This window comes from Streptomyces sp. NBC_01384 (assembly GCF_045040035.1).
Taxonomy (GTDB): Bacteria; Actinomycetota; Actinomycetes; order Streptomycetales; family Streptomycetaceae; genus Streptomyces.
On the sequence record NZ_CP109559.1, the window covers coordinates 5,942,775 to 5,967,732 of the forward strand.

The window sequence follows — 24,958 nt, forward strand, 5'->3', positions numbered from 1 at the left end:
TCCACCCCCTGTTTTGTACACATACGGCTCATGACGGGGCCCGGGTGAGGAGCGATAGCCTGGTGGCGTGATCAGCGCGATATCTCGCGGGGGCGTCATCGCCCCTGCCCCGCGCCCGGACCGCACGGACCACATCCGTGACCGGGCGGCGGTCGCTGATCTTCGTGGGCGGGACGGGACGGCGAACGCGACAAGCGCAAGCGGAACCGCAGGCGCGAGTGGAAACGCAAGCGCAGGCGGACCTGAGGGCGCAAGCGGAGACGCAGGCGTCGACGGAAACGCGAGCGCACTCCGTATGGCCAGGGAACCCCAGGGACGGACGCCGCAGAGATCAGCGTCACAGTCTCCGTGGGCGCCGAAAATGGCCGATACACCCCCGCTCATCTCTCCATGCCGCATAGCGTCGGACCAGACCGGACACCCCGCGTCACGGCGTTACGTCGGAGAAGAGACCGTACTTCCTTCTACGTCACGCAACGGCGCGCGACAGGAGCCAGAGGACAATGCAGACCAAGCTGGACGAAGCCAAGGCCGAGCTGCTCGAGAGGGCTGCCCGGGTAGCTGAGAACAGCCCGGTCGGGGGGCACCTACCGACTGGGACGACGGGCGAGGGCACCCCTGACAGGGACACCGTGCTCGCGTTCCTCCAGCGCTACTACCTGCACACCGCCCCGGAGGACCTGGCCGACCGCGATCCGGTCGATGTCTTCGGAGCCGCTTTCTCGCACTACCGACTGGCCGAGAATCGCCCCCAGGGCAAGGCCAACGTCCGGGTGCACACGCCCACCGTCGAGGAGAACGGCTGGACGTGCAGCCACTCCGTCGTGGAGGTCGTGACCGACGACATGCCCTTCCTCGTCGACTCGGTCACCAATGAGCTGTCCCGGCAGGGGCGCGGCATCCACGTCGTCATCCACCCGCAGTTCGTCGTACGGCGTGATCTGACCGGCGAGCTCATCGAGGTACTGCCCGACCGGCCCGCCGCCGAGGAACTGGCGCACGACGCGCACGCCGAGTCCTGGATCCACGTCGAGATCGACCGCGAGACCGACCGCGCCGACCTGAAGCAGATCACCGCCGATCTGCTGCGCGTCCTGTCCGACGTCCGCGAGGCCGTCGAGGACTGGGAGAAGATGCGCGACGCGGCGATGCGCATGGCGGAGGAGCTCCCCAAGGAGCCGACCGCCGACGACCTGCGCGACCAGGAGGTCGAGGAGGCCCGTGAGCTGCTGCGCTGGCTCGCGGACGACCACTTCACCTTCCTGGGGTACCGGGAGTACCAGCTGCGCGACGACGACTCGCTGGCCGCCGTGCCCGGCACCGGGCTCGGCATCCTGCGCTCCGACCCGCACCACGCCGGCAACGAGAGCCACCCGGTCAGCCCGTCCTTCGAGCGGCTGCCCGCCGACGCCCGCGCCAAGGCCCGTGAGCACAAGCTGCTCGTCCTCACCAAGGCCAACAGCCGCGCCACCGTGCACCGGCCGTCCTACCTCGACTACATCGGCGTGAAGAAGTTCGACGCCGAGGGCAATGTCGTCGGTGAGCGGCGCTTCCTGGGGCTGTTCTCCTCGGCCGCGTACACCGAGTCCGTGCGGCGCGTGCCCGTGGTCCGCCGCAAGGTCGAGGAGGTCCTCAAGGGCGCGGGCTTCTCGCCCAACAGCCACGACGGCCGCGACCTGCTGCAGATCCTGGAGACCTACCCCCGCGACGAGCTCTTCCAGACGCCCGCCGACGAGCTGCGCTCCATCGTCACCAGCGTCCTCTACCTCCAGGAACGCCGTCGGCTGCGGCTCTACCTGCGCCAGGACGAGTACGGCCGTTACTACTCGGCCCTTGTCTACCTCCCGCGCGACCGCTACACCACCGGCGTACGCCTCAGGATCATCGACATCCTGAAGGAGGAACTGAACGGCACCAGCGTCGACTTCACCGCCTGGAACACCGAGTCGATCCTCTCCCGGCTGCACTTCGTGGTCCGCGTCCCGCAGGGCACCGAGCTGCCGCAGCTCAGCGAAGCGGACAAGGAGCGCATCGAGGCCCGGCTCCTCGAGGCCGCCCGCTCCTGGGCGGACGCCTTCGCCGAGGCGCTGAACGCCGAGTGCGGCGAGGAGCGCGCGGCCGAGCTGCTGCGCCGCTACGCCGGCGCCTTCCCCGAGGGCTACAAGGCCGACCACACCCCGCGCGCCGCCGTGGCCGACCTGGTCCACCTGGAGAAGCTCACCCGCGACCCGAGCAAGGACTTCGCGCTCAGCCTCTACGAGCCGGTGAACGCGGGCCCCGGCGAGCGCCGCTTCAAGATCTACCGCACCGGCGAGCAGGTCTCGCTCTCGGCGGTCCTGCCGGCCCTCAACCGCATGGGCGTCGAGGTCACCGACGAGCGCCCGTACGAGCTGCGCTGCTCGGACCGTACGACGGCCTGGATCTACGACTTCGGGCTGCGCCTGCCCAAGTCCCTGAACGGCAACGGGGACTACCTCGGTGACGACGGCCGCGAGCGCTTCCAGGAGGCCTTCGCCGCCACCTGGACCGGCCAGGCCGAGATCGACGGCTTCAACGCCCTCGTGCTGAGTGCCGGGCTGAGCTGGCGGCAGGCGATGGTGCTGCGCGCGTACGCGAAGTACCTGCGCCAGGCCGGTTCCACCTTCAGCCAGGACTACATGGAGAACACCCTCCGCAACAACGTCCACACCACCCGGCTGCTGATCTCCCTCTTCGAGGCGCGGATGTCGCCGGAGCGCCAGCACGCCGGTGTCGAGCTGACCGACGCCCTGAAGGAGGAGCTGGACGCCGCCCTCGACCAGGTGGCCAGCCTGGACGAGGACCGGATCCTGCGCTCCTTCCTCACCCTCATCAAGGCGACCCTGCGCACCAACTTCTTCCAGGAGGCGATGGGCGCCAAGCCGCACGAGTACATCTCCATGAAGTTCGACCCGCAGGCCATCCCGGACCTGCCGGCGCCGCGACCGGCGTACGAGATCTGGGTGTACTCGCCGAAGGTGGAGGGCGTGCACCTGCGGTTCGGCAAGGTCGCGCGCGGCGGGCTGCGCTGGTCCGACCGGCGTGAGGACTTCCGGACGGAGATCCTTGGCCTGGTCAAGGCGCAGATGGTGAAGAACACCGTCATCGTGCCCGTCGGAGCCAAGGGCGGCTTCGTCGCCAAGCAGCTGCCCGACCCGTCGGTGGACCGTGACGCCTGGCTCGCGGAGGGCATCCGCAGCTACCGGACCTTCATCTCGGCGCTGCTCGACATCACCGACAACATGGTCGCCGGTGACGTCGTGCCGCCCGCCGACGTGGTCCGGCACGACGGGGACGACACCTACCTCGTCGTCGCCGCCGACAAGGGCACCGCGACCTTCTCGGACATCGCCAACGAGGTCGCCGAGAGCTACAACTTCTGGCTCGGGGACGCCTTCGCCTCCGGCGGCTCCGCCGGGTACGACCACAAGAAGATGGGCATCACCGCGCGCGGTGCCTGGGAGTCCGTGAAGCGGCACTTCCGGGAGCTGGGCGTCAACACCCAGACCGAGGACTTCACGGTCGTGGGTGTGGGTGACATGTCCGGTGACGTGTTCGGCAACGGGATGCTGCTCTCCGAGCACATCCGGCTCGTCGCCGCCTTCGACCACCGGCACATCTTCATCGACCCGACCCCGGACGCGGAGACCTCGTACGCCGAGCGCCGCCGTCTCTTCGAGCTGCCGCGCTCGTCCTGGGCCGACTACGACGCCGAGCTGATCTCGTCCGGCGGTGGCGTCTTCCCGCGCACCGCCAAGGCGATCCCGGTCAACACGCACGTCCGCGAGGCCCTCGGCATCGAACCGGGCGTCACCAAGATGACCCCGGCCGACCTGATGAAGGCGATCCTGCGGGCACCGGTCGACCTGCTGTGGAACGGCGGCATCGGTACGTACGTCAAGGCGTCCACCGAGTCGCACGCGGACGTCGGCGACAAGGCCAACGACGCGATCCGCGTGGACGGCGCCGCCCTGCGCGCGAAGGTCGTCGGCGAGGGCGGCAACCTGGGTCTGACCCAGCTCGGCCGGATCGAGTTCGGGCAGCACGGCGGCAAGATCAACACGGACGCCATCGACAACAGCGCGGGCGTGGACACCTCCGACCACGAGGTGAACATCAAGATCCTGCTCAACGCGGTGGTGACCAACGGCGATCTGACGGTCAAACAGCGCAACAAGCTGCTCGCCGAGATGACCGACGAGGTCGGCGCCCTGGTCCTGCGCAACAACTACGCGCAGAACGTGGCGATCGCCAACGCGCTCGCCCAGTCCCCGAGCATGCTCCACGCCCAGCAGCGCTTCCTGCGCTTCCTGGTCAGGGAGGGCCACCTCGACCGGGCGCTGGAGTTCCTGCCCACCGAGCGGCAGATCCGCGAGCGGCTCAACTCCGGGCAGGGCCTGACCGGTCCGGAGACGGCCGTGCTCCTCGCGTACACGAAGATCACGGTCTCCGACGAGCTGCTCGCCACCTCGCTGCCCGACGACTCGTATCTGCAGAGCCTGCTGTTCGCGTACTTCCCGACCGCGCTGCGCGAGAAGTTCCGCGAGCAGATCGAAGCGCACGCGCTGCGCCGTGAGATCGTGACGACCGTCCTGGTCAACGACACGGTCAACACGGGCGGTACGAGCTTCCTGCACCGTCTGCGCGAGGAGACCGGCGCGTCGCTGGAGGAGATCGTCCGGGCGCAGACCGCGGCCCGTGCGATCTTCGAGTCGGGCAAGGTGTGGGACGCGGTGGAGGGGCTCGACAATGTCGTCGACGCGGCCGTCCAGACCCGGATCCGGCTGCACTCGCGCCGGCTCGTCGAGCGCGGTACGCGCTGGCTGCTCAACAACCGGCCGCAGCCGCTCCAGCTCGCCGAGAACATCTCCTTCTTCCGGGAGGGGGTCGCGCAGGTCTGGGGCGAGCTGCCCAAGCTGCTGCGCGGCGCGGACCTGGAGTGGTACCAGCAGATCTTCGAGGAGCTGACGGGCGCCGGCGTCCCGGAGGAGCTCGCCACGCGGGTGGCCGGGTTCTCCTCGGCCTTCCCGACGCTGGACATCGTCGCGGTGGCCGACCGCGTGGGCAAGAACCCGATGGCCGTCGCCGAGGTCTACTACGACCTCGCCGACCGTCTGAACATCACCCAGCTCATGGACCGCATCATCGAGCTGCCGCGCGCCGACCGCTGGCAGTCCATGGCCCGCGCCTCGATCCGCGAGGATCTGTACGCGGCCCACGCGGCGCTCACCGCGGACGTCCTGGCCGTCGGCAACGGCACCTCGACCCCCGAGCAGCGCTTCAAGGCCTGGGAGGAGAAGAACGCCGCGATCCTCGGCCGCGCCCGCACCACCCTGGAGGAGATCCAGACCTCGGATTCGTTCGACCTGGCGAACCTGTCGGTGGCGATGCGCACGATGCGGACGCTGCTGCGCACGCATTCGTAGGTCATACGTTCGCTCATTCGCCGGTGGAAGCGCCCCGAGTTTCAAACGGCTCGGGGCGCTTTTCTTGCCTCGCTCTTGTCGATTTCTCGGGAAAACCTGACCTGGAATTTACCTATTGCTGATAAAAGGGACAATTGTGACTGTGAACCTCTCCGAGGGGCGGGCCCTTGTGGACCATCAGGCCCCCGCGCCGACCCAGCCCGCACCCGCCGCCACCCCTCCCGGGGTGATCGAACGGACCCGGCGGATCGTCCTCGAAGTGGTGAAGTTCGGGGCCGTCGGCGGCAGCGGCGTCGCGGTCAACTTCCTGGTCTTCAACCTCCTCCTGCACGGCCTGAAGTGGGCCCCGATGGCGGCCACGGTCATCGCCAGCTGCGTCGCCATGGGCAGCAACTACCTCGGCTTCCGCTTCTTCGCCTACCGCGACCGGGCCTCGCGCACCCGGCGCCAGATCGCCCTGTTCTTTGTCTTCAGCGGCATCGGCGTCATCATGGAGAGCGCGCTGTTCTACGTCGGCTACCACGGCCTGGGCATGAACAGCCCGCTCGGCTCCAACCTCGCCAAGGCGGTGTCGATCGTGCTGGCCTCGGCCTTCCGCTTCCTGGTGTACCGGACATGGGTGTTCGAACAGACGAAGCACGGTCGCTAGACGGCAGCCAGTACAACCCTTTCCGGGCGATCGGCATCTACTTGAGTGGTACACAAACTGAGTGGTACACAAACGGAGTAGATCGCCTAGGTGGAACCATCAGGAATGTCTAGCATCAATAGGATGAACGTGGATCACCGCCGCCCGCCGGCAGAAACAGCAGTCGTGCCCGCCGTGTCCGTGGTCGTGATCGTCTACAACGACGCGTCCCGGCTGCCCACGGCCGTGCGCTCCGTCCTCGACCAGACGCTGCGGAGCGCGGAGGTCGTCATCGTCGACGACCGGAGCACGGACGGCTCGTACGAGGTGGCCCAGCGGCTCGCGGCCGAGCACCCCGATCGCGTACGCGCCTTCCGGCTGCCGGAGAACAGCGGCGGCTGCGGCGCCCCCCGCAACCACGGCATCCAGCAGGCCCGCGGCGACTACGTCCTCTTCCTCGACAGCGACGACGTCCTGGAGCGCAACGCCTGCCGCAACATGCTGGAGGCCGCCGAGTCCACCGGCGCCGACCTCGTCTCCGGTATGTGCGTGCGCGTGCACGTCGACTCGCGCAACGGCAAGGAGGTCAAGTGGTACCCCTGGCTGTACGAGCGCACCCGCACCCTGGAGTCCATCTCCGAACTGCCCGACCTGCTGGTCTTCGACACGCTGTCGACGAACAAGTGCTACCGCAGGCAGTTCCTGCTCGACGAGGGCCTTCAGTTCCCGGTCGGGATCCACTACGAAGACCTGCTGTTCTCCGCGCAGGCCTACGTGGCCGCCCGCCGCATCACCCTCATCCCCAACCGGGTGTACGACTGGCGGATCGTGGACAAACCGGCGAATTCGTCCACTAAGTCCATCAGTAACCGGCGTGACGAGATCGCCAACTTCACGCACCGCATGGAGATCCACCGCCGGGTCGACCAGCTCCTCGCCGACCACGGCCTGCTGGAGCTGAAGTTCGCCAAGGACGTCAAGTGGCTCAAGCACGACCTGGTGCTGCATCTGCGCGAGCTGCCGTTCCGTGACGAGGGCTACCGGCAGGAGTTCGCGGAGATCGCGCGCGCCTACCTGGAGTCGATCGACCGGGCCGCCTTCGACGAGATCGAGCCGATCCACGCCATCTGCGCCTACCTCCTCCACGAGAGCGACTGGGATAACCTGCTGCCCGCCGTGGACACGCTCAGCAACCGCGACAAGATCTCCTCGCCGCTCGTCGAGCGCGACGGCCGCGTGTACTGGTGCGCCGAGCACCTCGAGGACGACCCCTTCGGCCGGCATGTCCTGGACGTCACCGAGCTCGGCTACCACGCCAAGCCGGTCGAGAAGATGTTCCTGCGCAACGCGCTGACCGGGTACGCGGAGAGCGACGGCACCGTCCGGCTGGCCGGGCGCATCACCAACCCGCTCGGCGTGATCCAGCCCGAGGCCCGGCTCTCCGCGCAGCTGGAGTTCTACGCCCGCCGTCCGGGCGTGCGCTTCCAGACCTTCCGCTTCCCCGTGGCCACCGTGCGGCACGAGGGCGAGGCCATCGCCTGGGAGACCTCGGCCGACCTCGCCAAGGGCCTGCGCCCGCTGGGCATCGTGGACGAGGTGTGGGACGTACGCCTCCACCTCTCCGTCGCCGGTGAGGGCGAAGGCGCCCGGACGGTCCGCACCACGACCCGGCTCACGGCCTCCGAACCCGAGCTGGCCCAGGGGCACCTGCCCGTGCGGCCCCGCCTGACCCGGCTGGTCGCCGACCGCATCGAGCCCGAGGTCTCCTCCCGCGGCCACCTCTCCTTCCGGCTCGTCCCGGACAAGAAGGCCAACGACCTGGTCCAGCGCGGTGTGCAGGGCCCGACCGGGCGGCTCGCCAAGACCGGCTACCGCAAGGCCAAGGCGCTGCGCAAGGAACTCGCCTCCGGCGACACCAAGCTCCGCGTCTACCACGACCTGTTCAGCCGCCTGCCCGTCAAGAAGGGCCTCGTCGTCTTCGAGAGCCACCTGGGCCGGCAGTACAGCGACAGCCCCAAGGCCATCTACGAGGAGATGCGCCGCCAGGGCATTCAGTTCGAGGCCGTCTGGGCCTACGCGGAGGACCCCCAGGGTTTCCCGTCCGACGCCACGCTCGTCCGCCGCTGGTCACTGCCCTACCTCAAGGCGCTCGCGCAGGCCGAGTACTGGGTCGACAACCAGAGCTACCCGCTGAAGGTCGCCAAGCGGCCCGAGACGACGTACATCCAGACCTGGCACGGCTCGGCGCTCAAACGGATGGGCTTCGACGAGCCGGAGTGGAAGCTGAAGTCCCGCGAGGAGCAGGCCGAGCAACAGCGCACCCTCGACCGCTTCGACCGGTTCCTCATCCGCTCCGAGCACGATGTGCACACCCTCGCGCGGGCGTTCCGGCTCCAGGAGCGGACGCTGCTGCGGGTGGGCTACCCGCGCAACGACGCGCTCGTCCAGGCCAAGCAGCAGGAGGAGGCCACCGGACGCCGTGAACGCGGTCCGCTGGCCGCCGAGCTGGGCATCCCGGAGGACAAGCAGATCCTGTTGTACGCCCCGACCTTCCGCCAGCGCGGCGGCAAGCGGCGGTTCGAGCTGCCCTTCGACGTGGAGCGCTTCGCCGACACCTTCGGCGACCGCTATGTCCTCCTGGTCCGCTCGCACTATCTCAACCACGTCGTGCTGCCGCCCTCCGTGCGCGGCCGGATCATCGACGTGACCAACCACCACGACATGACCCCGCTGCTGGCGCTCGCCGACGGCCTGATCACCGACTACTCATCCGTGATGTTCGACTACTCCCTCCTCGACCGCCCGATGTTCTTCTTCGCCTACGACTACGACGAGTACGTGCACGAGGGCCGCGGTACCTACTTCGACCTGCTGGAGAGAGCCCCCGGCCCGGTCGTCCGCACCGAGGACGAACTGCACGCCGTCCTCGACTCGCTGGAGGAGCAGAAGGTGAAGTACGCGGCCCCGCGCGAGCGGTTCGTCGCCGACTTCAGCGAGTTCGACCAGGGGAACGCCGCGCAGAGCATCGTCGACCAGTTCTTCTCCCAGTGGAGGCGCGCGTGACCGCGAACAGTGAGCGGGACATCTTCTTCGTCTCCAACAGCGTCGACGAACTGGGCGGGGTGACCAGCTGGTCGCACCAGATGGCCCGCCTGTTCACCGAGCGCGGCCACCGCGTCCATGTCATCGGCATCACCGAGCCCGCGGTCGTCCAGGAGCTCGGCGAGCTCTCGTACCCCACCACGACGCTGTACGACGTCCATCCGCCGCGCGTCGGCTCCGCGCGCGGCATCAAGGGGCGGCTCAACGTGGCCGAGCGCAAGCTGCGCGCCGAACGGGCCGCGGGCATGCGCGAACAGGCCGCCAAGCTGACCCGGCTCTTCCGGGCCGCGCGCCCCGGCGCCGTCGTGATCGTCACCCAGGTGTGGGCGATGGAGTGGGTGGAACTGGCCGACACCACCGGCCTGACCGTCATCGGCATGAGCCACGAGTCCTTCGCGTACTCGAAGGCGACCTCGCGCTTCGGGCGGGTGGAGAAGCACTACAAGGACGTCGACCGGATGCTCGCGCTCACCCGCGAGGACGCCGACCTGTGGATCCGCCAGGGCCTCGACAACGCGTCCTTCATGCCGAACCCGATCCCCTTCATGCCCGAGGTGCCCTCGCCGCGCACGGAGAACGTCGTCGTCAGCATCGGCCGGCTCTCGGACCAGAAGGGCATCGACATGCTCCTCGACACCTGGGCCGAGGTGGCGCCCCGCCATCCCGACTGGACCTTGCGGATCTTCGGCTCCGGCGAGGACGAGGAGATGCTCAAGAAGCAGTGCACCGCCCTGGGCCTCGACGACTCCGTCGAGTGGATGGGCCGCACCAGCGACGTACCCGGCGCCCTGCGCGGCGGCTCCGTCTTCGTCCTGTCCTCCCGAGGCGAGGGCTTCCCCCTCGCCCTCATGGAGGCCATGGCGACCGCCCTGCCGTGCGCCGCCTTCGATTGCGCACCCGGCGTCCACGAGATCGTCCGCGACGGCGAGGACGGCCTCCTGGCCACCCTCGGCAACACCGCCGAACTGGCCCGCCGCCTCGACACCCTGATGTCCGACAAGGACCTACGGGACCGCATGGGCGAGGCGGCCCGCGTCAACATCCAGCGCTACACGACGGACGAGATCGTACGCAGGTGGGAGGACCTGTTCGCCTTCCTGGAGAGGTGAGCTGAGGCGCCCCGAAGGGGCGCGGGGCTGTGACCTGTGCGGCTCCGCCGCATAGGCGCGACCAGCCACGGTCAACCCGCGGCCGAGATCGCGCAGTTCCCCGCGCCCCCTACTTCGTCCCGCCTACTTCCCCGTGAACTTCTCGTACTCCTTGAGTACATCCTCCGTGGGCCCGTCCAGGCGCAGCACCCCGCGCTCCAGCCACAGCACCCGATCACACGTGTCCCGGATCGAGTTGTTGTTGTGGCTCACCAGGAACACGGTGCCCGCGTGCTTGCGCAGCTCCCGGATCCGCTCCTCGGAGCGCTTCTGGAAGGAGCGGTCCCCGGTGGCCAGGGCCTCGTCGATCATCAGCACGTCGTGATCCTTGGCCGCCGCGATGGAGAACCGCAGCCGCGCCGCCATCCCGGAGGAGTACGTCCGCATCGGGAGGGTGATGAAGTCGCCCTTCTCGTTGATGCCGGAGAAGTCGACGATCTCCTGGTAGCGCTCCCTGACCTGCTCGCGGGACATGCCCATGGCGAGCCCGCCGAGGTATACGTTCCGCTCACCCGTGAGGTCGCTCATCAGGGCCGCGTTGACGCCGAGCAGCGACGGCTGGCCGTCGGTGTAGATCTTGCCGTTCTCCACGGGGAGGAGGCCGGCGACCGCCTTGAGCAGGGTGGACTTGCCCGAGCCGTTGGTGCCGATCAGTCCGATGGCCTCGCCGCGGTAGGCGGTGAAGGACACGTTCTTGACGGCGTGCACCGTGCGGACGCCCGCGGCCTTCTCGGCCTGCTTGCGCCGCAGCATGCGGTTGAGCGCGGCGGTGGCGGAGCCGCGGCCCGCACCGGTGCCGTTGACCCGGTAGATGATGTCCACGTGGTCGGCGATGACGGTGGGGATGAGCGCGTCGGCGGCACCGGCCGCGCCCTGGGGCCGGGCGTCCTGCGTGAGGGTGTCAGCCATGTCAGCCACGTCCGTACGTCTCCTCGGCCTTCCAGAAGTAGATGAAGCCGCCGACCCCGGCGAGCAGGGCCCAGCCGATCGCCAGCGCCCACACGTGGTGCGGCAACTGGTGGGCGTGGAAGCTGTTGATCAGCGCGTAGCGCATCAGGTCGATGTAGACGGCGGCCGGGTTGCTCTCCAGCGCGACCATCGCCCAGTGCGGCATGTGGCTGTGCTTGAGCGTCGAGGCGATGCTCCACATGACACCGGAGACGTACATCCAGGTGCGCAGCACGAACGGCATGAGCTGCGCGATGTCCGGCGTCTTGGCGCCCATCCGCGCCATGATCATCGCCGCACCCGCGTTGAAGGCGAACTGCAGCACCAGGATGGGCACGACGAGCAGCCACGAGGCGCTGACGGGGACGCCGAAGCAGAGCAGGATGACGACCAGCGCGGCCATCGAGAACAGCAGCTGCTGGAGCTGCTGGATGGCGTACGACACCGGCAGCGCGGCCCGCGGGAAGTGCAGGGCGCGGACCAGGCCGAGGCTGCCGGAGATCGCCCGGGTGCCCGCCATGATCGAGCTCTGGGTGAAGGTCCAGATGAAGACGCCGGTGACCAGGAACGGGACGAAGTCCGGCACGCCGCGCTTGGTGCCGAGCAGCACACCGAAGATGAAGTAGTAGACCGCCGCGTTCAGCAGCGGGTTCATGACCTGCCAGACCTGGCCGAGCTTCGCCTCGCTGTACTGGGCCGTGAGCTTGGCGGTGGCGAAGGCGGTGATGAAGTGGCGTCGTGCCCAGAGCTGGCGGACGTACTCGGGCAGGGTCGGGCGGGCGCCGCTGACGGTGAGGCCGTAATGGGCGGCGAGCGCCGCGGGGTCGTCGGTGGGGGGAACCGACGTCGGCGGTGTGTGGAGGACCTGGCTCACATCCGCTGCTTTCGCTCGGGGGGTGGGATGCGCGGGCCGTCTTTACCGTTTCTTGCTGCGCCTTTGCCAGCTTCTTAGGTCGGGACGGGACCGTATCGTCGCAACGCGAGACTAGAGCTTCTTGACGTCGGAACGCAACCGTATCGTCGTAACGGCCTATGCTGGAGCGCATGACGACGAACGCCGACACCACCAGTGCCGCCGCGAGTGCGGAGAGTGCCGTGGGGAGTGCTGCGGGGAGTGCCGCCGGGAAGGCCCCGCGTCGTAGGGCCCCGGCGGGCGCGGCCGTGTTGCGGGAGGACGTGACCGAGGCGATCCGGGCCGCCGTCTTCGAGGAACTCGCGGCCGTCGGCTACGCCCGGATGTCCATCGAGGGCATCGCGCGCCGCGCGGGCGTCGGCAAGACGGCGGTCTACCGGCGGTGGCGTTCGAAACTTCACCTGGTCCTCGACCTGGTCTCCGCCATCGCGATCCAGGGACTGCCCGCCCCCGACACGGGCTCCCTCGAAGGCGACCTGCGTCTGCTGTACGAGCTCACGTCCCGCGCGCTGCGGCACCCCGTGGCCGGCCAGATCATCCCGGACCTCCAGGCCGAGGCGGCCCGCAACCCCGATATCGCCGAGGCCATGCAGAAGGCGCTGAGGGAAGGCCAGCAGGGGGTGGCGAGCGGGATCGTGGCGGCGGCGGCCGCGCGGGGCGAGGTGCGCGAGGGGATCGACCAGGAACTCGCGCTCGATCTCATGTCGGGGCCGCTGTACTGGCGGGCGGTGGTGGTCCGCGGGCCCAAGCTGCCGAAGGGGTATCTGGTGAGCCTGGCCCGGGCTACGGCGGCGGCGCTCCGGGCCTTGTGAGGGCATCTGTCCGAGGCGGGTTCAGGCACCTGTCAAAGGGCCGGGCTCAGGCGGCGTGCGGTCCGTGCCCCCGGCCCTTGAGAAGGGCGCTGCCCGCTCCGAGGGAGACGACACCCATGCCGACCGCGGTCGCGAGAGGCGCTGACGGAGCTGCGGCACGTCGTGCGCGGCATTCATCGGCCGATCCGTACTGGCGTACCTCAACAAGGATTCGTAACCGGACGGGTGCTCGTCAGGTCCTGGGGTCCTCAGGCCTTCGGTTCCGAGGTCTTCAAGTCCTCAGGTTCTGAGGTCCTCGGGGCGCGGTGGCCGGCGCTCAGGCCGTCAGCCGCCGGGCAAGGCCGACGAGTTCGGGTGCCCGCAGTACCCGCCCGCCGAACCCCGGCAACGGCACGTGCAGCGGCGCGACCCACCGCGCCGGGATGCCGTCCGCCCCGTACACGGCTCCGGCCAGCCCACCCGTCACGGCGGCGACGGTGTCCGTGTCACCGCCCAGATCGACGGCGGCCCGCACGGCGTCCTCGTACGAGCCGGTGGTCCGCACCGCCCACACGGCGGACCCGAGACAGGGCCACACCGCGCCGTTGAACTCCGTGGCCCGGTCGGGATGCCAGTCGTCGGCGAGAACGACGGCGTACCGAGCCCGGTGATCCGGATGCACGGCCTCCAGGGCTGCCGGTACGGCGGCGACCGGATCGCCGCCGTCGAGCGCGACCCGGATCAACTCGTGGAACACCGCGGTGCCTTCCCAGGCCGCCCGGTCGCCGTGGGTGAGCGCGGCGATGCGCCGGGCGGCGTCCATGGTGGCGTCCCGTCCCTGCGCCGCGAAGTACACCGCGGAGGGGGCGGCCCGCATCAACGCCCCGTTTCCCGCAGCCCGTTGACTGACCTGGAAGTGCAGCGCGGCGGCGAGGTCCCAGGGGTCCCCGCCGCCGAGTACGGCCTCGGTCTGCAGCCCTATGTCCTTGGGCTCGGCGGCGGCCCACCGCTGGAACCTCCGGAACATGTCGGGGAGTTCAAGGCCCTCGCGGTCCAGCAGCGACTCCCCGACCAACACCGCCATCTGCGTGTCGTCGGTCGCCTCTCCCGGGTCCCATCCGCCGCCTCCGCACATCTCCCCGCCGCACCCGGGTTCCGGGAAGCGTGCCGAGAACGCCCCCTCGGGTCCGAACTCGAAGGGTGCGCCGAGTGCGTCGCCCACGGCGGAGCCGAGGACGGCACCGATGGCTCGGAGTTCGCGAGGGCCGGTCATGGGGGCAGCGTACGGGGGTGACGTGGGCGTTGGTCGTGTGGTGGCTGTTGGGTCCGCCCGCTTCCAGGTCAGTGTCGTGCTTCCGCGGTCCGAGTAAAGGGCGCTCCGCTGCGCTGTGCGTCGGCTACGCCGATTCCGCTTCGCTCCACCCTTGACACGGCCCGCTCCAGCACGGGGGAGAAGCGAGCGGGCGGTCCGGAGGGAAGCGGTCCCCGGGTCGGCCCGCCCCACTGTTGGGCAGCATGGGGGCCGGGGCTGTGGGGCGCGATCGCGCCTCGCCTGCACGCCGGGCCGGCTCAGCGACGAACGGCCGGTGGGTGGCTGCGGGAGCGCACCCGCCGAGCGGCGGCAGGACGGGCGGGCTCGGTGGCAGACGGACGGTGGGTGGCGCGTCCACGGACACGGTGTCCGGGCTGCTGCCGAGACCGTCGTCGTCCGCAGGTGTTCTGAGGAAGCAAGGGTCCGCAGAGTCTCAGCTCTGTCCGCCGTAAGACCAGGTCGGCGTCGTGGAGGGGCGTGCCCGGTGGGACTCGGAAGACAGTTACCGCCGAGTGGGCTGGTCGGCGGGTCGGGAGGCGAGCAGGCTGCGGCCGACGACGGTCTCGTCGGCGGGGGTGCACCGTGGTCGTGGATGTGGACGCGGCTGGCCGAGGAGGGCGCGGGAACGCCCCTGCCCCGGTGGGGCACGCCGTGGCGGCTCGGGGACTGACGGCCCGGTGGGCGGGGCCGCAGGAACCGGACCGCCATCCGCTCGCGGCGAGGAAGGCGGGCGCGGTGGTGACTCAGTCGCGCGCCGCCCCGGGATGCAGCCGCACCCACCCCGCCCACGCCGACACGATCATGTCCTGGACGTCGTACTTCGCCTTCCAGCCCAGTTCCACCGCGATGCGGTCGGCCGAGGCGACGACCCGGGCCGGGTCGCCCGGACGGCGCGGCGTGGTCACCGGAGGGCGGTCGTAGCCGGTGATCGCGTTGATCCGGTCGATCATCTCGCGGACCGAAACGCCTTCCCCGCGGCCGATGTTGAGGGTCAGGTCCCGCCCGGGCGAGGCCTCAAGGGCGCGGGCCGCTGCCACATGCGCCTCCGCCAGATCCACCACGTGGATGTAGTCGCGCACGCACGTCCCGTCGGGCGTCGGATAGTCGTCACCGAAGATGCGCGGCGGCGCGTCCTGTGTGAGCTTCTCGAAGACCATGGGGACGAGGTTGAAGACGCCGACGTCGGCGAGTTCGGGGGTCGCCGCGCCCGCCACGTTGAAGTAGCGCAGCGACGCCGTGGACAGACCGGTCGCCCGGCCCGTCGCGCGGACCAGCCACTCGCCCGCCAGCTTCGTCTCGCCGTACGGGCTCATCGGCACGCACGGCGTCTCCTCCGTCACCAGGTTCACGTCCGGCATGCCGTACACCGCGGCCGAGGACGAGAACACGAAGGAGGCGACGGACGCCGCCGTCACGGCCTCCAGCAGGACCCGCAGGCCCTCGACGTTCTCCCGGTAGTAGTGCAACGGGAGGTCCACGGACTCGCCGACCTGCTTCTTCGCCGCGAGGTGGACGACGCCGGTGACGGCGTGCTCCTCGATCGTCCGGGCCAGCAGTTCGGCGTCCAGGGTCGAACCGACCACCAGCGGTACGTCGGAGGGGATCCGCTCGGCGATGCCCGTGGACAGGTCGTCGTAGACCACGGCCTGTTCGCCCGCATCCCGCATCGCGCGCACGACGTGCGCCCCGATGTAGCCGGCGCCGCCGGTGATCAGCCAGGTCATGGACGGTTGTCCCCTCGTCGGTGAGTCATTTCGTGCTGTTTGTACTGCCGCTGTCGCAGCCCGCTTGCCGCTGTCGCAGTATTACCGCTGTCGCAGCCCGCCTACCGCTGTCGCGGTCCGCGTATCAGTGAAGCAGGCGCTTCAGTCGACGGCGTACCACTTCGGTCATTCCTCGCCATCCGGGCGCGAGCCGCAGCGCCAGCGCCCCCGCGTGGGTGCGGTACGGCTGCACCAGCAGGACGCCGTGCCGGAGGTCGAGGACCGCGCGGCGGCGCAGCAGGCCCGGCCCGCCGACCGCGTGGGCGGTGACGTCCCGGCTCGTGCCGTCACGGTAGTGGACCCGCAGCCGCAGGTCCCAGGTGTCGCAGCCCAGCGCCGACAGGTCCACGGGCAGCTCGGCGGACCAGGTGTCCTGGCCAGGGTCCGGCGCGAGGGTGACCGACTCGCTCAGGCCGATGCGCCCCTCGTCCCGGTGCACGAACTCGACGTCCGCCGAGGCCGGGCCGGCCTCCGCGATCCGCCCGTACAGGTCGTGCAGGCGCAGCCGCAGCCGGGCCCCGCGCGCGCTGGGACGCAGTTCCGCGTCGACGGCGGCGGGCAGCCCGTGCACGGGGCGCTGGAGGTAGTGGTCCAGCGTGACCTGGGGGAGGTCGTCCGACCAGACGGGTGTGCCGTCGGCGGCGCGGGCGTACGGCGGGCGCAGCCGGGCTGGCCGGGCGGCGAGTTCCTTGAGGCGGGGCAGGTCGCGGGGCTCTTCGGAGGCGAGGACGACACGGGCGATCAGCCGGCCGGGGGCGTTCGGGTTGACGGTGAAGTCGCTCGCGTCGAACGTCGACAGGTAGGCGCGTGTGAGCTCCCACCACGCCCGCCGGTAGTCGGCGTCGCGCAGCTCCAACTCCTTGGCGTACATGCGCAGTTCGTGGTCGAGGAACTTGGCGTTGGCGGCCCGCGCGAGCTGCTTCTCACCGGCGCCGAGCAGGATCTCGTACGCCGTCCGGTGTGCCTCGATGCGCGCCCGCCAGTTGTCGATGTCCGCGCGGTCCAGCGAGATCGACAGCCGCCCGGCGCCGCGCCGCACGTGCCACACGTACACCGTGTCGGGGATCAGCGCGATGCGCGGCCCGGCGGCCAGGACGCGCGCGGTGAACACGAAGTCCTCGTAGGGATGGCGGCCTTCGGGGAAGCGGATCTCGTGGTCACGAAGGAAGTCGGTGCGGTACAGCTTGTTGACGCAGAGCGTGTCGTGGACCAGACGGAGGCGCCGCGACGGGTCGGGGATCAGCGCGGCCTTCGCGTACAGGTCGCGCTCCCAGGGGATTTCGCGGCCCGAGGGCAGTTCGCGGCGCACGCACAGGCCCGCCGTGACCTCCGTGCGCTGCTCCAGCGCCGCCCCGAGCAGCGCGTCCACGGCGCCCGGCGGCAGCACGTCGTCGCTGTCCAGGAACATCACGTACGGGGCGGTCGCCGCGTCGATGCCGTTGTTGCGGGGGCTGCCGCAGCCGCCGCTGTTGTCCTGCCGGCGCATGACCTTCACACGCGGTTCTTCGGCGGCGAGGCGGTCGAGGAGGTCCGCACTGCCGTCGGTCGAGCGGTCGTCGACGGCGAGCACCTCCCGGACGGCCGGGCCCTGCGCGAGCGCCGAGCGTACCGCGTCCGTCACATGGTCTGCGTCGTTGTACCCGATGACGACGACGCAGACCTGCGAGTGGTGAGGGTTCATGGGAGTCACGGCCCGGGATTGTAGGGGTTAACAGTAATTTTCCGTTAAGAGGCGCTTAACGTCCGGTCCGGAAGACGGCAGGAATCGGGTGTGGGTTCCGTGTCGGCGCGGCGGATTCCAGTCGTTGCGGGACGGGAAGGCCGGAACGCCACAGCCGGGTGAAGGACAGGACCGCCGCGGCCGTCAGCAGACCGTTGCGCAGGAGCATCAGCAGACAGCCCGCCCAGGTGCTGTGGATGACTTCCCGGTAGAGGCCGGGGTACGCGACCGAGCTGACCACGGTCGCCGCCAAGATCAGCACGGCCACCGGGCGCTGGGTGGTGTGCCGCGAGGTCAGGCACACAGCGGCCAGCCCGAGCAGCCACACCATGTACTGGGGGCTGATCACCCGGCTTGTCACCGTGAACAGCAGCACGGCGGCGAGCGCGGCGTCGTACGGGGTCGCCGCCGTCCAGCGCCGGGCCCGCACCCGCCACAGCAGCAGGAGCCCGAAGGCGGCGGCCGTGAGGCCGAGCGAGACGGTCGCTACCGTCTGGACGTACGGGCCCACGAACTCCATCGCGCCGTACCGGTAGCGCACTCTGCCCGGCCAGCCCAGGTGGCGCGCGAGGCCGAGCACCGTGCCGCCGAGCGACTCGATCTGCACGCCCCGGCCGCCTTGTTGGCGCAGGAAGTCGAAGGGGTTGCTGAAGGCCGTCGCCAGGACGGCGAGCAGGGTGACCGCCGTGAGCACCGCCGACGTCCAGGCCTCCCGGGTCGTACGGCCCCGGGGGGCGCCCACGAGGGCCAGCGCGGGCCAGACCTTCACCAGGGCGCCGAGCGCGGCGAACGCGCCGCCCGCGCGCGGGGAACGCGACAACGTCAACAGGGAGATGACGGCGAACGCCGTGACCTGCACGTCGTACCGGGCGAGCGGAAGGTGCAGCAGCAGGGGCAGGCCCAGTGTCCACAGGGCCGCGCCGCGCAGACTGTGGCCGGGCCGGCGTCCCGCGCGCGCGAGGGCCCACGCGATCACCGCGTCCGCGAGGAGCGTGAGGGCCACGAAGGCGTGAAAGTACGTCAGGCCCGGCAGCAGCCCGGGCGCGAGCAGCACGGGGCCCGCGCCGGGCGGGTACTGCCACAGCCGGTCGCCCGCCGGATAGGCGCCGTGCGACAGGATGCCGTACCAGCGGAAGTACAGGTGGCGCACCTCGTGCGAGACCCCTCCGCTGCCCAGTGCGGAGAGGTCGTCGTGCGTGAGCAGCCACAGCATCAGGGCGCGGGTGGCCACCCAGGCGGTGGCGAGGGTGGCCAGACGGTGTCGAGGGGTCGGATAAGCGCTCATCAACGCCGGATCGTAAGCTGCGCGCATGCCTCAGCGGAGTCGATACGCCGCAAACACCCTTCGAAGGTTAGTCAACGGTAAGAAAACGGTCATAAAATGAGGGCGTCAATGAAGTGGTCCGACACCGGCGACCCGGAAGCCGTGGCGCAGGCCCCGGCGACGGTTGTGGCGCAGGCCTCCGCGAAGGCCGGGGGAGGGTCTGGGGGAGAGCGTCCGACGAAGGCCGGTGCGCGGTCACCGGCAGCGGTCGTGGCGGTGCTCGTGCCCGTGCTCGTCATGCTCGCGCTCGGACTCTGGAGGCTCGACCGCGGGGGCATGTGGCGCGACGAGGCGGCCACCTTCCAGGTCTCGCGGCGTTCGGTCCCGCAGATCTGGCATCTGTTGCACCACGTCGACGCGGTGCACGGCCTGTACTACCTCTTCATGCACGTCGTCCTCGCCGTCGATCCCAGCGAGGTCGCCCTCCGGCTCCCCTCGGTCATCGGCGCCGCCGCCACCGCGGGCCTCGTCGCCGCCCTGGGCGTCCGCCTGTGCCGCCCGCGCGTCGGCCTGTGGGCGGGCCTGCTGTACGCGGTCACCCCCCTGGCCGGGCACTTCGCCCAGGAAGGCCGGTCGTACGCGCTGGTCGCGGCCGGGGCCACGGGAGCGACGCTGCTTCTGGTCAAGGCCGTTCGCACAGGAGGTTGGTGGGGATACGGTGTGACTCTCACCGTCACCTGCATCCTGCACGAGTTCGCCGTACTCCTGCTGCTCGCGCACGCCACGACCCTGGCGCTGACCCGGATGCCGTGGCGGGTGTGGCGGCGGTGGGGGTGCGCGGCGGGAGCCACGGTGCTCGTCCTGTCGCCGCTGGCGCTCGTCTCGCACGGGCAGTCCGCGCAGGTCGCCTGGCTGTCGGCGCCGAACGGGGAGAGTGTGGACCTCCTGGTCCGGGCGTTCACCGGACCGGCCCAACTGGTGGTCGTGCCCTACCTGTTCCTGATCGCCCTGGGCCTTTGGCCCCTCGTACGGCGCGGCGAGATGACCCTCGCGGCGGTCGCCCTGCCGCTGCTGCTGCTCCCGCCCGCGGTACTGATCACGGTCTCCCACTTCTGGCCGCTGTACGACGAGCGGTACGTGCTGTACGCGATGTCGGGGGCGCCACTGCTGGCGGCGGCCGGGGCGGACCGGCTGCTCGGCGCGGTGCCGCAGCTGCGGAGTGCCCTGCCTTCACGCGTCGTCACCGTCGCCGGTGTGCTCGCCGTCGCGCTCGTCCTCACCGTCCAGTTCCCCCTGCTCCGCAAGGACCGCAACCCCAACCACCGGCCCGACAACCTCGCCGCCATGTCCGCCGCAGCCGGGCGTGAACTGCGGCCGGGCGACCCGGTGTTGTTCCTGCCCTCGCTCGCGCGGCGGTCGGCGCTGGCCTATCCGGCGGGCTTCCGCGGGATTCGGGACATCGCGCTGACCAGGTCCGCGACGGCGTCCGGGACGCTGTACGGGGAGGAGGCGGGCCCACGCGAGCTGCGCCGCCGTCTCGACCGGCTCGACCGGGTCTGGGTGGTCGCCGAGCACTTCGCAGCCCGGAGGAACTGGCATCCGGACACCGGGGTGGCGACCGAGGAGGCCAAACTCGCCGTGCTCCGCGAGGAGTTCACCCTGCGCGAGCGGATCGTCCGCAGGGGCATCACCCTGCGCCTGTACGTACGCCGCCGTTGAGCGAGTCCCGGCGGCGGCTACTTCGGCCCGACGGAGTCCAGCGCCGCCGGGTCCAAGGGGGTGGTGTCCAAGGCGGAGGTGTCCAAGGCGGAGGTGTCCAGCGCGGCCGCGTCCAGCGCCGCCGTCAGCCGGTCGAGCCGCGCCCGCAGCTCACGGATCTCCTCGAGGTCCGCACCCGTTGCCGCGGCGATCCGGCGCGGCACCTGCAGCGCCCGCTCCCGCAGGGCCGTGCCCTCCTCGGTGAGGTGGACATGCACGGAGCGCTCGTCCAGCGCGCTGCGCTCCCGCCGTACCAGACCGGCCGCCTCCAGCCGCTTGAGCAGCGGGGACAGCGTCCCGGAGTCGAGCCGCAGATGCTCGCCGACCTTCTTCACGGGCAACTCGCCGTGCTCCCACAGCACGAGCATCACCAGGTACTGGGGGTAGGTGAGACCGAGGTCCTTGAGGATCACCCGGTAGACGCCGCCGAAGGCGCGCGACGCGGCGTTCAGAGAGAAGCAGATCTGCTGGTCGAGACGGAGGTAGTCCCCGTCGGACGGAGCCTGGGGGCTCGGGGTCGGCATGGCGGTCATGGACCCAGGATAGCTCTTGCTCGTCATTAAGTTGTGCGCAATTGAATTGCGTGCTCTAATTGAGGTCGTGAGGCGGTCGGACCGGCCGCCGAGGTAAGAACTCGACTTGAGAGGGATGGTCTCCATGGACGCGCTCTACACCGCCGTCGCCACCGCCACCCACGGCCGCGAGGGCCGCGCCGTCAGCTCCGACGGCAAGCTCGACCTCCAGCTGGCGATCCCGGTGGAGATGGGCGGCAGCGGTCAGGGCACCAACCCCGAGCAGCTGTTCGCCGCCGGTTACGCCGCCTGTTTCGCCAGCGCCCTCGGTCTCGTCGGCCGCGCGGCGAAGGTCGACGTCAGCGAGGCCGCGGTGACCGGTGAGGTCGGCATCGGCAAGCAGGGCGAGGGCTTCGGCCTCGCCGTCACGCTCCGCGTCGAGCTGCCCGACTCCGTGGACGAGGCCACCGGCCGCAAGCTGGTCGAGCAGGCCCACCAGGTCTGCCCCTACTCCAACGCCACCCGCGGCAACATCCCGGTCGAGCTCGTCATCGAGTAGTTCGGGACGCTGTCATCGAGCGTGCACCCCGTGCCCCTTCAGGGGTGCGGGGCTGTGACATGTGCGGCTCCGCCCCGTGAGCGCGTTCAGCCCCCACCGCCCCGCGGTCTCCAGGCGACCTCTCACACCCCCACCCGCGCGAGCACCTCACCCGTCCGTCGGCTCCGATCCACCACCGTCGCCTCCTCCGGCACCCGACGCCACCGCGTCAACAACAGCCACCGCACGTGGTACCGGCGCACCACCGCGGAGCGCCCGGCATGGGTCGACGCGGGGTCGAGATAACCCCGCACCGCCGCCAGCCGCCGCACCCGTTCCCGCTCGTCCAGCGCGGCGTCCGGCCAGGCGGGCGCGGCGAGGTTGGGGCCGTAGCCGGCGATCAGATGGACGGCGTAGTACCCGTCGGTGATGACCACGTCGCCGGGCTTGATGTGCCGCGCCGCCCAGTCGTACGCCGGCCAGCGCGGCGGCTGGTCGAAACCCACCGGATCGAGTGAACGCGGTACGACCGCCCCGGCCTGCACCGTGAGGAACCCGACGCAGGCCCCGACGGCCGCCACCACCCCCAGCGCCCGCCGCCACACCGGCCACGGCCGCGCCGCCGCCAGCTCCACCGCGAGCGCGAACTGCGGCGCCACCAGCGTGAGCCCCAGGATCCTGCCGTAGGTGTAGTGCCCGCTGACCCAGCCGTACGCCACCACCAGGCAGTCCAGCGCGAAGATCAGCACGAGCGGATCCCGCCAGGAACGCCGAGCGCGTCGCGCCCGTACCCACAGCGCCGGCACCCCGATCAGCGCCAGCCAGAAGTGCCCCGGCATGCCCTCGTAGAGCCGCTCGTGCATCGCGTCCACGCCGCGGTCCCCGTTCAGCGCGAAGACGTCGAAGTACGGCCAGAGGTGCGCGACCAGCAGCGCCGTCGCCCCCGTGAGCGCCCACCGGCCCACCACGGCCGCCCGCCATCCCCGCTGCCATCCGGCCACGAGCGCCACCGCCCCGAGCGCCGCCGCCACCGAGGTGATCGGATGGACGAGCAGGATCAGCCCGTACAGGACGCCCAGGCCCTTGTACCCGGAGAGGCCGCGCAGCCCGCTCGGGCCGACGTACCGGACCGGGCCGCCGTGTTCTCCCGCGCGTGTGCCCGTGAGCGCCCAGGCCCAGAAGGTGAGCCCGATGGCGAACGTCGACGGATGGCCGAGGTTTCCCGCCATCGACATCAGCCCGAGATAGCCGCTCCACCAGGCCCGCTCGGTACCCCACGGCAGCACCATGGCGAGCAGCGCGAGCACGGGCGCCCAGGGGCGGCGGGGTGCCAGGACGCGCATGAAACGGCCGATCCCCGTCAGCAGCACCAGCAGGTTCAGCGGTGCCGAGAGCCGGACCGCCTCCCAGCCCGTAAGGCCCGTCAGCCGGGCGATCGCGCCCTGCGTCACGGCGTACGGCGAGTAGGAGGGGCTGCCCTCGCCCGGCAGGTCCGCCATCGGGTGGGCCGGATGGAGGAGGTTCGCCTTGAGGCGCTCGACGACCGCCGCGTGCCGGCCGACGTCGCAGCACATCGGCACCCGCCAGGAGGCGAGCCACATCACCAGCCAGAACAGACCGCCGAAGACCTGGTAGGGCGTGGGGCGCCAGGGGGCACCGCCGCGCAGTGCGGTCGCGCCGCGCGCGGTCCGCGGGCCGTGGAGGTCGGAGTGGTCGGCGCGGCCGGTGTGGGCGGCGCCGGCCTGAGCCGTTCGGGGCATTTGCCGTATATGCCCGCCAGGGCCAACGGCTTTGCCACCCTTCACCTCATCGAGCGACCCTGGCGTCCACCCCGGCATCCTTCCGGAGGGGCCCCGGCACCGAGTCCAGGCCCCCCGCCCGCAGTCGTACGACCGATTCCAGCAGCAGCGGAAGCCCCAGCACCGGCAGCACCCACGCCAGCACGATCAGCCGGTCCCCGTAGATGTCGATGTCGGGGTGCCCGGCCTGGTTGAGGATGCCGGTGAGCGCGGCCGCGACCAGGAACACGCCGAAGGCCGGGCGCCGCCGCAGGACGCCCCAGGCCGCCGCCACCAGCGCGGAGAGGAAGAGCGGCTCCCGGAGCGCGCGGCGCAGCCACTCCACCCAGAAGTTGACCTCCAGGTCCAGGAACTCCGGCCATGGATGAGCGCGGTCGTGCCGGGAGAAGTGGGCCGTGAGCAGATCCTGGAGGGATTCCGTCTCGGACGGGTAGCCCAGCACCCTCGCCGCGAGCAGGGTCATGGCAACCCCGCAGGCCGCCACCACTCCCACCTCCCGCAACGGCCGCGCGAGCCTGCGCAGCGGCTGCCGCAGTCCCCCGCGCCGTACGCCGAGCACCGCGCACGCGCCCGCCAGGCACAGTCCGAGGAACAGCGCCTGCGAGTGCTTCACGGTGAAGAGGGCCGCAAGGCAGCCGCCGACCAGCCATGTTCCGGCTCGCGCGTGGCCCTCCAGCGCCAGCGCGCAGCCCCACAGCGCGGCCAGCGTCAGGGTCAGCAGCAGGCCCTCGGTCATGGGGCGCATGGCGGTCGTGCCGCACGGCAGGACGTAGAAGAGGGCCTGTCCGGTCAGGGCCGCGACGGTGGGGGCGCGCAGGGTGCGCAGCACGAGGAAGGCGAGTACGCCCCCGGTGACCGTGATGAGGACGCTCGACGTCCACAGGCCCCACGGCACACCGAGGACGGTGACGAAGGGGACCAGGAACGCCGGATAGCCGGGCCGCGTCTCGAAGATCCGCATGAAGCGGGGCGGCATGAACGGCACGGTGTGGCCCGAGGTCTGCCCGGCCCGCAGCCGTTTCGACACCCATTGCCACTGCTCGCGCCGGCACTCCTCGACGACCTGCCGGGCGGGGCTCGGATCGCGGAAGTGCACCACGTTGACGCTCTGGTTGCGGCGCGCGACGGACGCCCGGCCGGCGCAGGCGTAGTCGATGGTGGCCGCGGCCGCCTCGTGCTTGCTCGCGCCGCGCAGGCTCAGCGCGTACGAGAGGTAGTTCTTGGTGTCGGGGGTGTCCCGGCCGGTGACGTTCGCGAGCTGGAGCAGAGCGAAGACGACGGCCAGGAGCACCACCCAGGTACGGGGCCGCACGGCGGG

Annotated in this window: 16 protein-coding genes; 7 read left to right on the forward strand and 9 right to left on the reverse strand. The window is 70.6% G+C overall.

Going from position 1 to position 24,958, the window contains the following annotated elements:
• Positions 1 to 503 precede the first annotated feature (503 nt).
• The 4 genes from OG747_RS27390 to OG747_RS27405 all read left to right on the forward strand — a co-directional run bounded on the left by OG747_RS27390 (position 504) and on the right by OG747_RS27405 (position 10,283).
• Complete coding sequence (locus OG747_RS27390; RefSeq protein ID WP_405882053.1) at positions 504 to 5,444, forward strand: NAD-glutamate dehydrogenase; 4,941 nt, start codon at positions 504 to 506, stop codon at positions 5,442 to 5,444.
• A 142-nt stretch (positions 5,445 to 5,586) separates the two neighbouring features.
• Positions 5,587 to 6,093 (forward strand): GtrA family protein, encoded by a 507-nt coding sequence (locus OG747_RS27395; RefSeq protein WP_405882054.1) that lies wholly within the window; start codon positions 5,587 to 5,589, stop codon positions 6,091 to 6,093.
• 123 nt (positions 6,094 to 6,216) lie between these two features.
• A complete protein-coding gene (locus OG747_RS27400; protein WP_405882055.1) occupies positions 6,217 to 9,135 on the forward strand; it encodes a CDP-glycerol glycerophosphotransferase family protein in 2,919 nt (972 codons plus the stop codon).
• Positions 9,132 to 10,283 carry a glycosyltransferase gene (locus OG747_RS27405; protein WP_405882056.1) on the forward strand — a complete coding sequence of 384 codons (1,152 nt, stop codon included), beginning with the start codon at positions 9,132 to 9,134 and terminating at the stop codon, positions 10,281 to 10,283. The genes OG747_RS27400 and OG747_RS27405 overlap by 4 nt, the downstream gene beginning before the upstream one ends.
• Before the next feature lie 123 nt (positions 10,284 to 10,406).
• Here OG747_RS27405 and OG747_RS27410 read toward each other — a convergent pair whose 3' ends face one another.
• Together OG747_RS27410 and OG747_RS27415 are read right to left on the reverse strand one after the other, a co-directional pair.
• Complete coding sequence (locus OG747_RS27410) at positions 10,407 to 11,231, reverse strand: ABC transporter ATP-binding protein (RefSeq protein ID WP_405885696.1); 825 nt, start codon at positions 11,229 to 11,231, stop codon at positions 10,407 to 10,409.
• Position 11,232: 1 nt separating this feature from the next.
• A complete protein-coding gene (locus OG747_RS27415; RefSeq protein ID WP_405882057.1) occupies positions 11,233 to 12,144 on the reverse strand; it encodes an ABC transporter permease in 912 nt (303 codons plus the stop codon).
• 158 nt (positions 12,145 to 12,302) lie between these two features.
• On the opposite strand from OG747_RS27415, the gene OG747_RS27420 reads away from it, so the two are divergent.
• The gene (locus OG747_RS27420; protein ID WP_405882058.1) at positions 12,303 to 12,995 is read left to right on the forward strand and encodes a TetR/AcrR family transcriptional regulator; all 693 of its coding nucleotides are present in this window, start codon (positions 12,303 to 12,305) and stop codon (positions 12,993 to 12,995) included.
• Between the two features lie 316 nt (positions 12,996 to 13,311).
• Here OG747_RS27420 and OG747_RS27425 read toward each other — a convergent pair whose 3' ends face one another.
• The 4 genes from OG747_RS27425 to OG747_RS27440 all read right to left on the reverse strand — a co-directional run bounded on the left by OG747_RS27425 (position 13,312) and on the right by OG747_RS27440 (position 19,054).
• The gene (locus tag OG747_RS27425) at positions 13,312 to 14,247 is read right to left on the reverse strand and encodes an ADP-ribosylglycohydrolase family protein (protein WP_405882059.1); all 936 of its coding nucleotides are present in this window, start codon (positions 14,245 to 14,247) and stop codon (positions 13,312 to 13,314) included.
• A 782-nt stretch (positions 14,248 to 15,029) separates the two neighbouring features.
• Complete coding sequence (gene galE / locus OG747_RS27430; RefSeq protein ID WP_405882060.1) at positions 15,030 to 16,010, reverse strand: UDP-glucose 4-epimerase GalE; 981 nt, start codon at positions 16,008 to 16,010, stop codon at positions 15,030 to 15,032.
• Between the two features lie 124 nt (positions 16,011 to 16,134).
• Entirely contained in the window at positions 16,135 to 17,730 is a 1,596-nt protein-coding gene (locus OG747_RS27435; protein WP_405885698.1) for a glycosyltransferase, read from the reverse strand.
• A gap of 55 nt (positions 17,731 to 17,785) precedes the next feature.
• Entirely contained in the window at positions 17,786 to 19,054 is a 1,269-nt protein-coding gene (locus OG747_RS27440; protein ID WP_405882061.1) for a glycosyltransferase 87 family protein, read from the reverse strand.
• A 108-nt stretch (positions 19,055 to 19,162) separates the two neighbouring features.
• On the opposite strand from OG747_RS27440, the gene OG747_RS27445 reads away from it, so the two are divergent.
• A complete protein-coding gene (locus tag OG747_RS27445; RefSeq protein WP_405882062.1) occupies positions 19,163 to 20,752 on the forward strand; it encodes a hypothetical protein in 1,590 nt (529 codons plus the stop codon).
• Positions 20,753 to 20,769: 17 nt separating this feature from the next.
• On the opposite strand, the gene OG747_RS27450 is transcribed toward OG747_RS27445, so the two are convergent.
• Positions 20,770 to 21,324, reverse strand: coding sequence for a MarR family winged helix-turn-helix transcriptional regulator (locus OG747_RS27450; protein ID WP_405882063.1), 555 nt, complete (start codon positions 21,322 to 21,324; stop codon positions 20,770 to 20,772).
• Between the two features lie 124 nt (positions 21,325 to 21,448).
• Between OG747_RS27450 and OG747_RS27455 the strand changes: the two genes are divergently transcribed.
• On the forward strand, positions 21,449 to 21,862 hold the full coding sequence (locus OG747_RS27455; RefSeq protein WP_054229732.1) for an organic hydroperoxide resistance protein: 414 nt from the start codon (positions 21,449 to 21,451) through the stop codon (positions 21,860 to 21,862).
• Positions 21,863 to 21,984: 122 nt separating this feature from the next.
• Here OG747_RS27455 and OG747_RS27460 read toward each other — a convergent pair whose 3' ends face one another.
• Complete coding sequence (locus OG747_RS27460) at positions 21,985 to 23,601, reverse strand: hypothetical protein (RefSeq protein WP_405882064.1); 1,617 nt, start codon at positions 23,599 to 23,601, stop codon at positions 21,985 to 21,987.
• A gap of 46 nt (positions 23,602 to 23,647) precedes the next feature.
• Positions 23,648 to 24,952, reverse strand: a complete 1,305-nt coding sequence (locus OG747_RS27465) for a hypothetical protein (protein WP_405882065.1) — start codon at positions 24,950 to 24,952, stop codon at positions 23,648 to 23,650.
• Positions 24,953 to 24,958 lie beyond the last annotated feature (6 nt).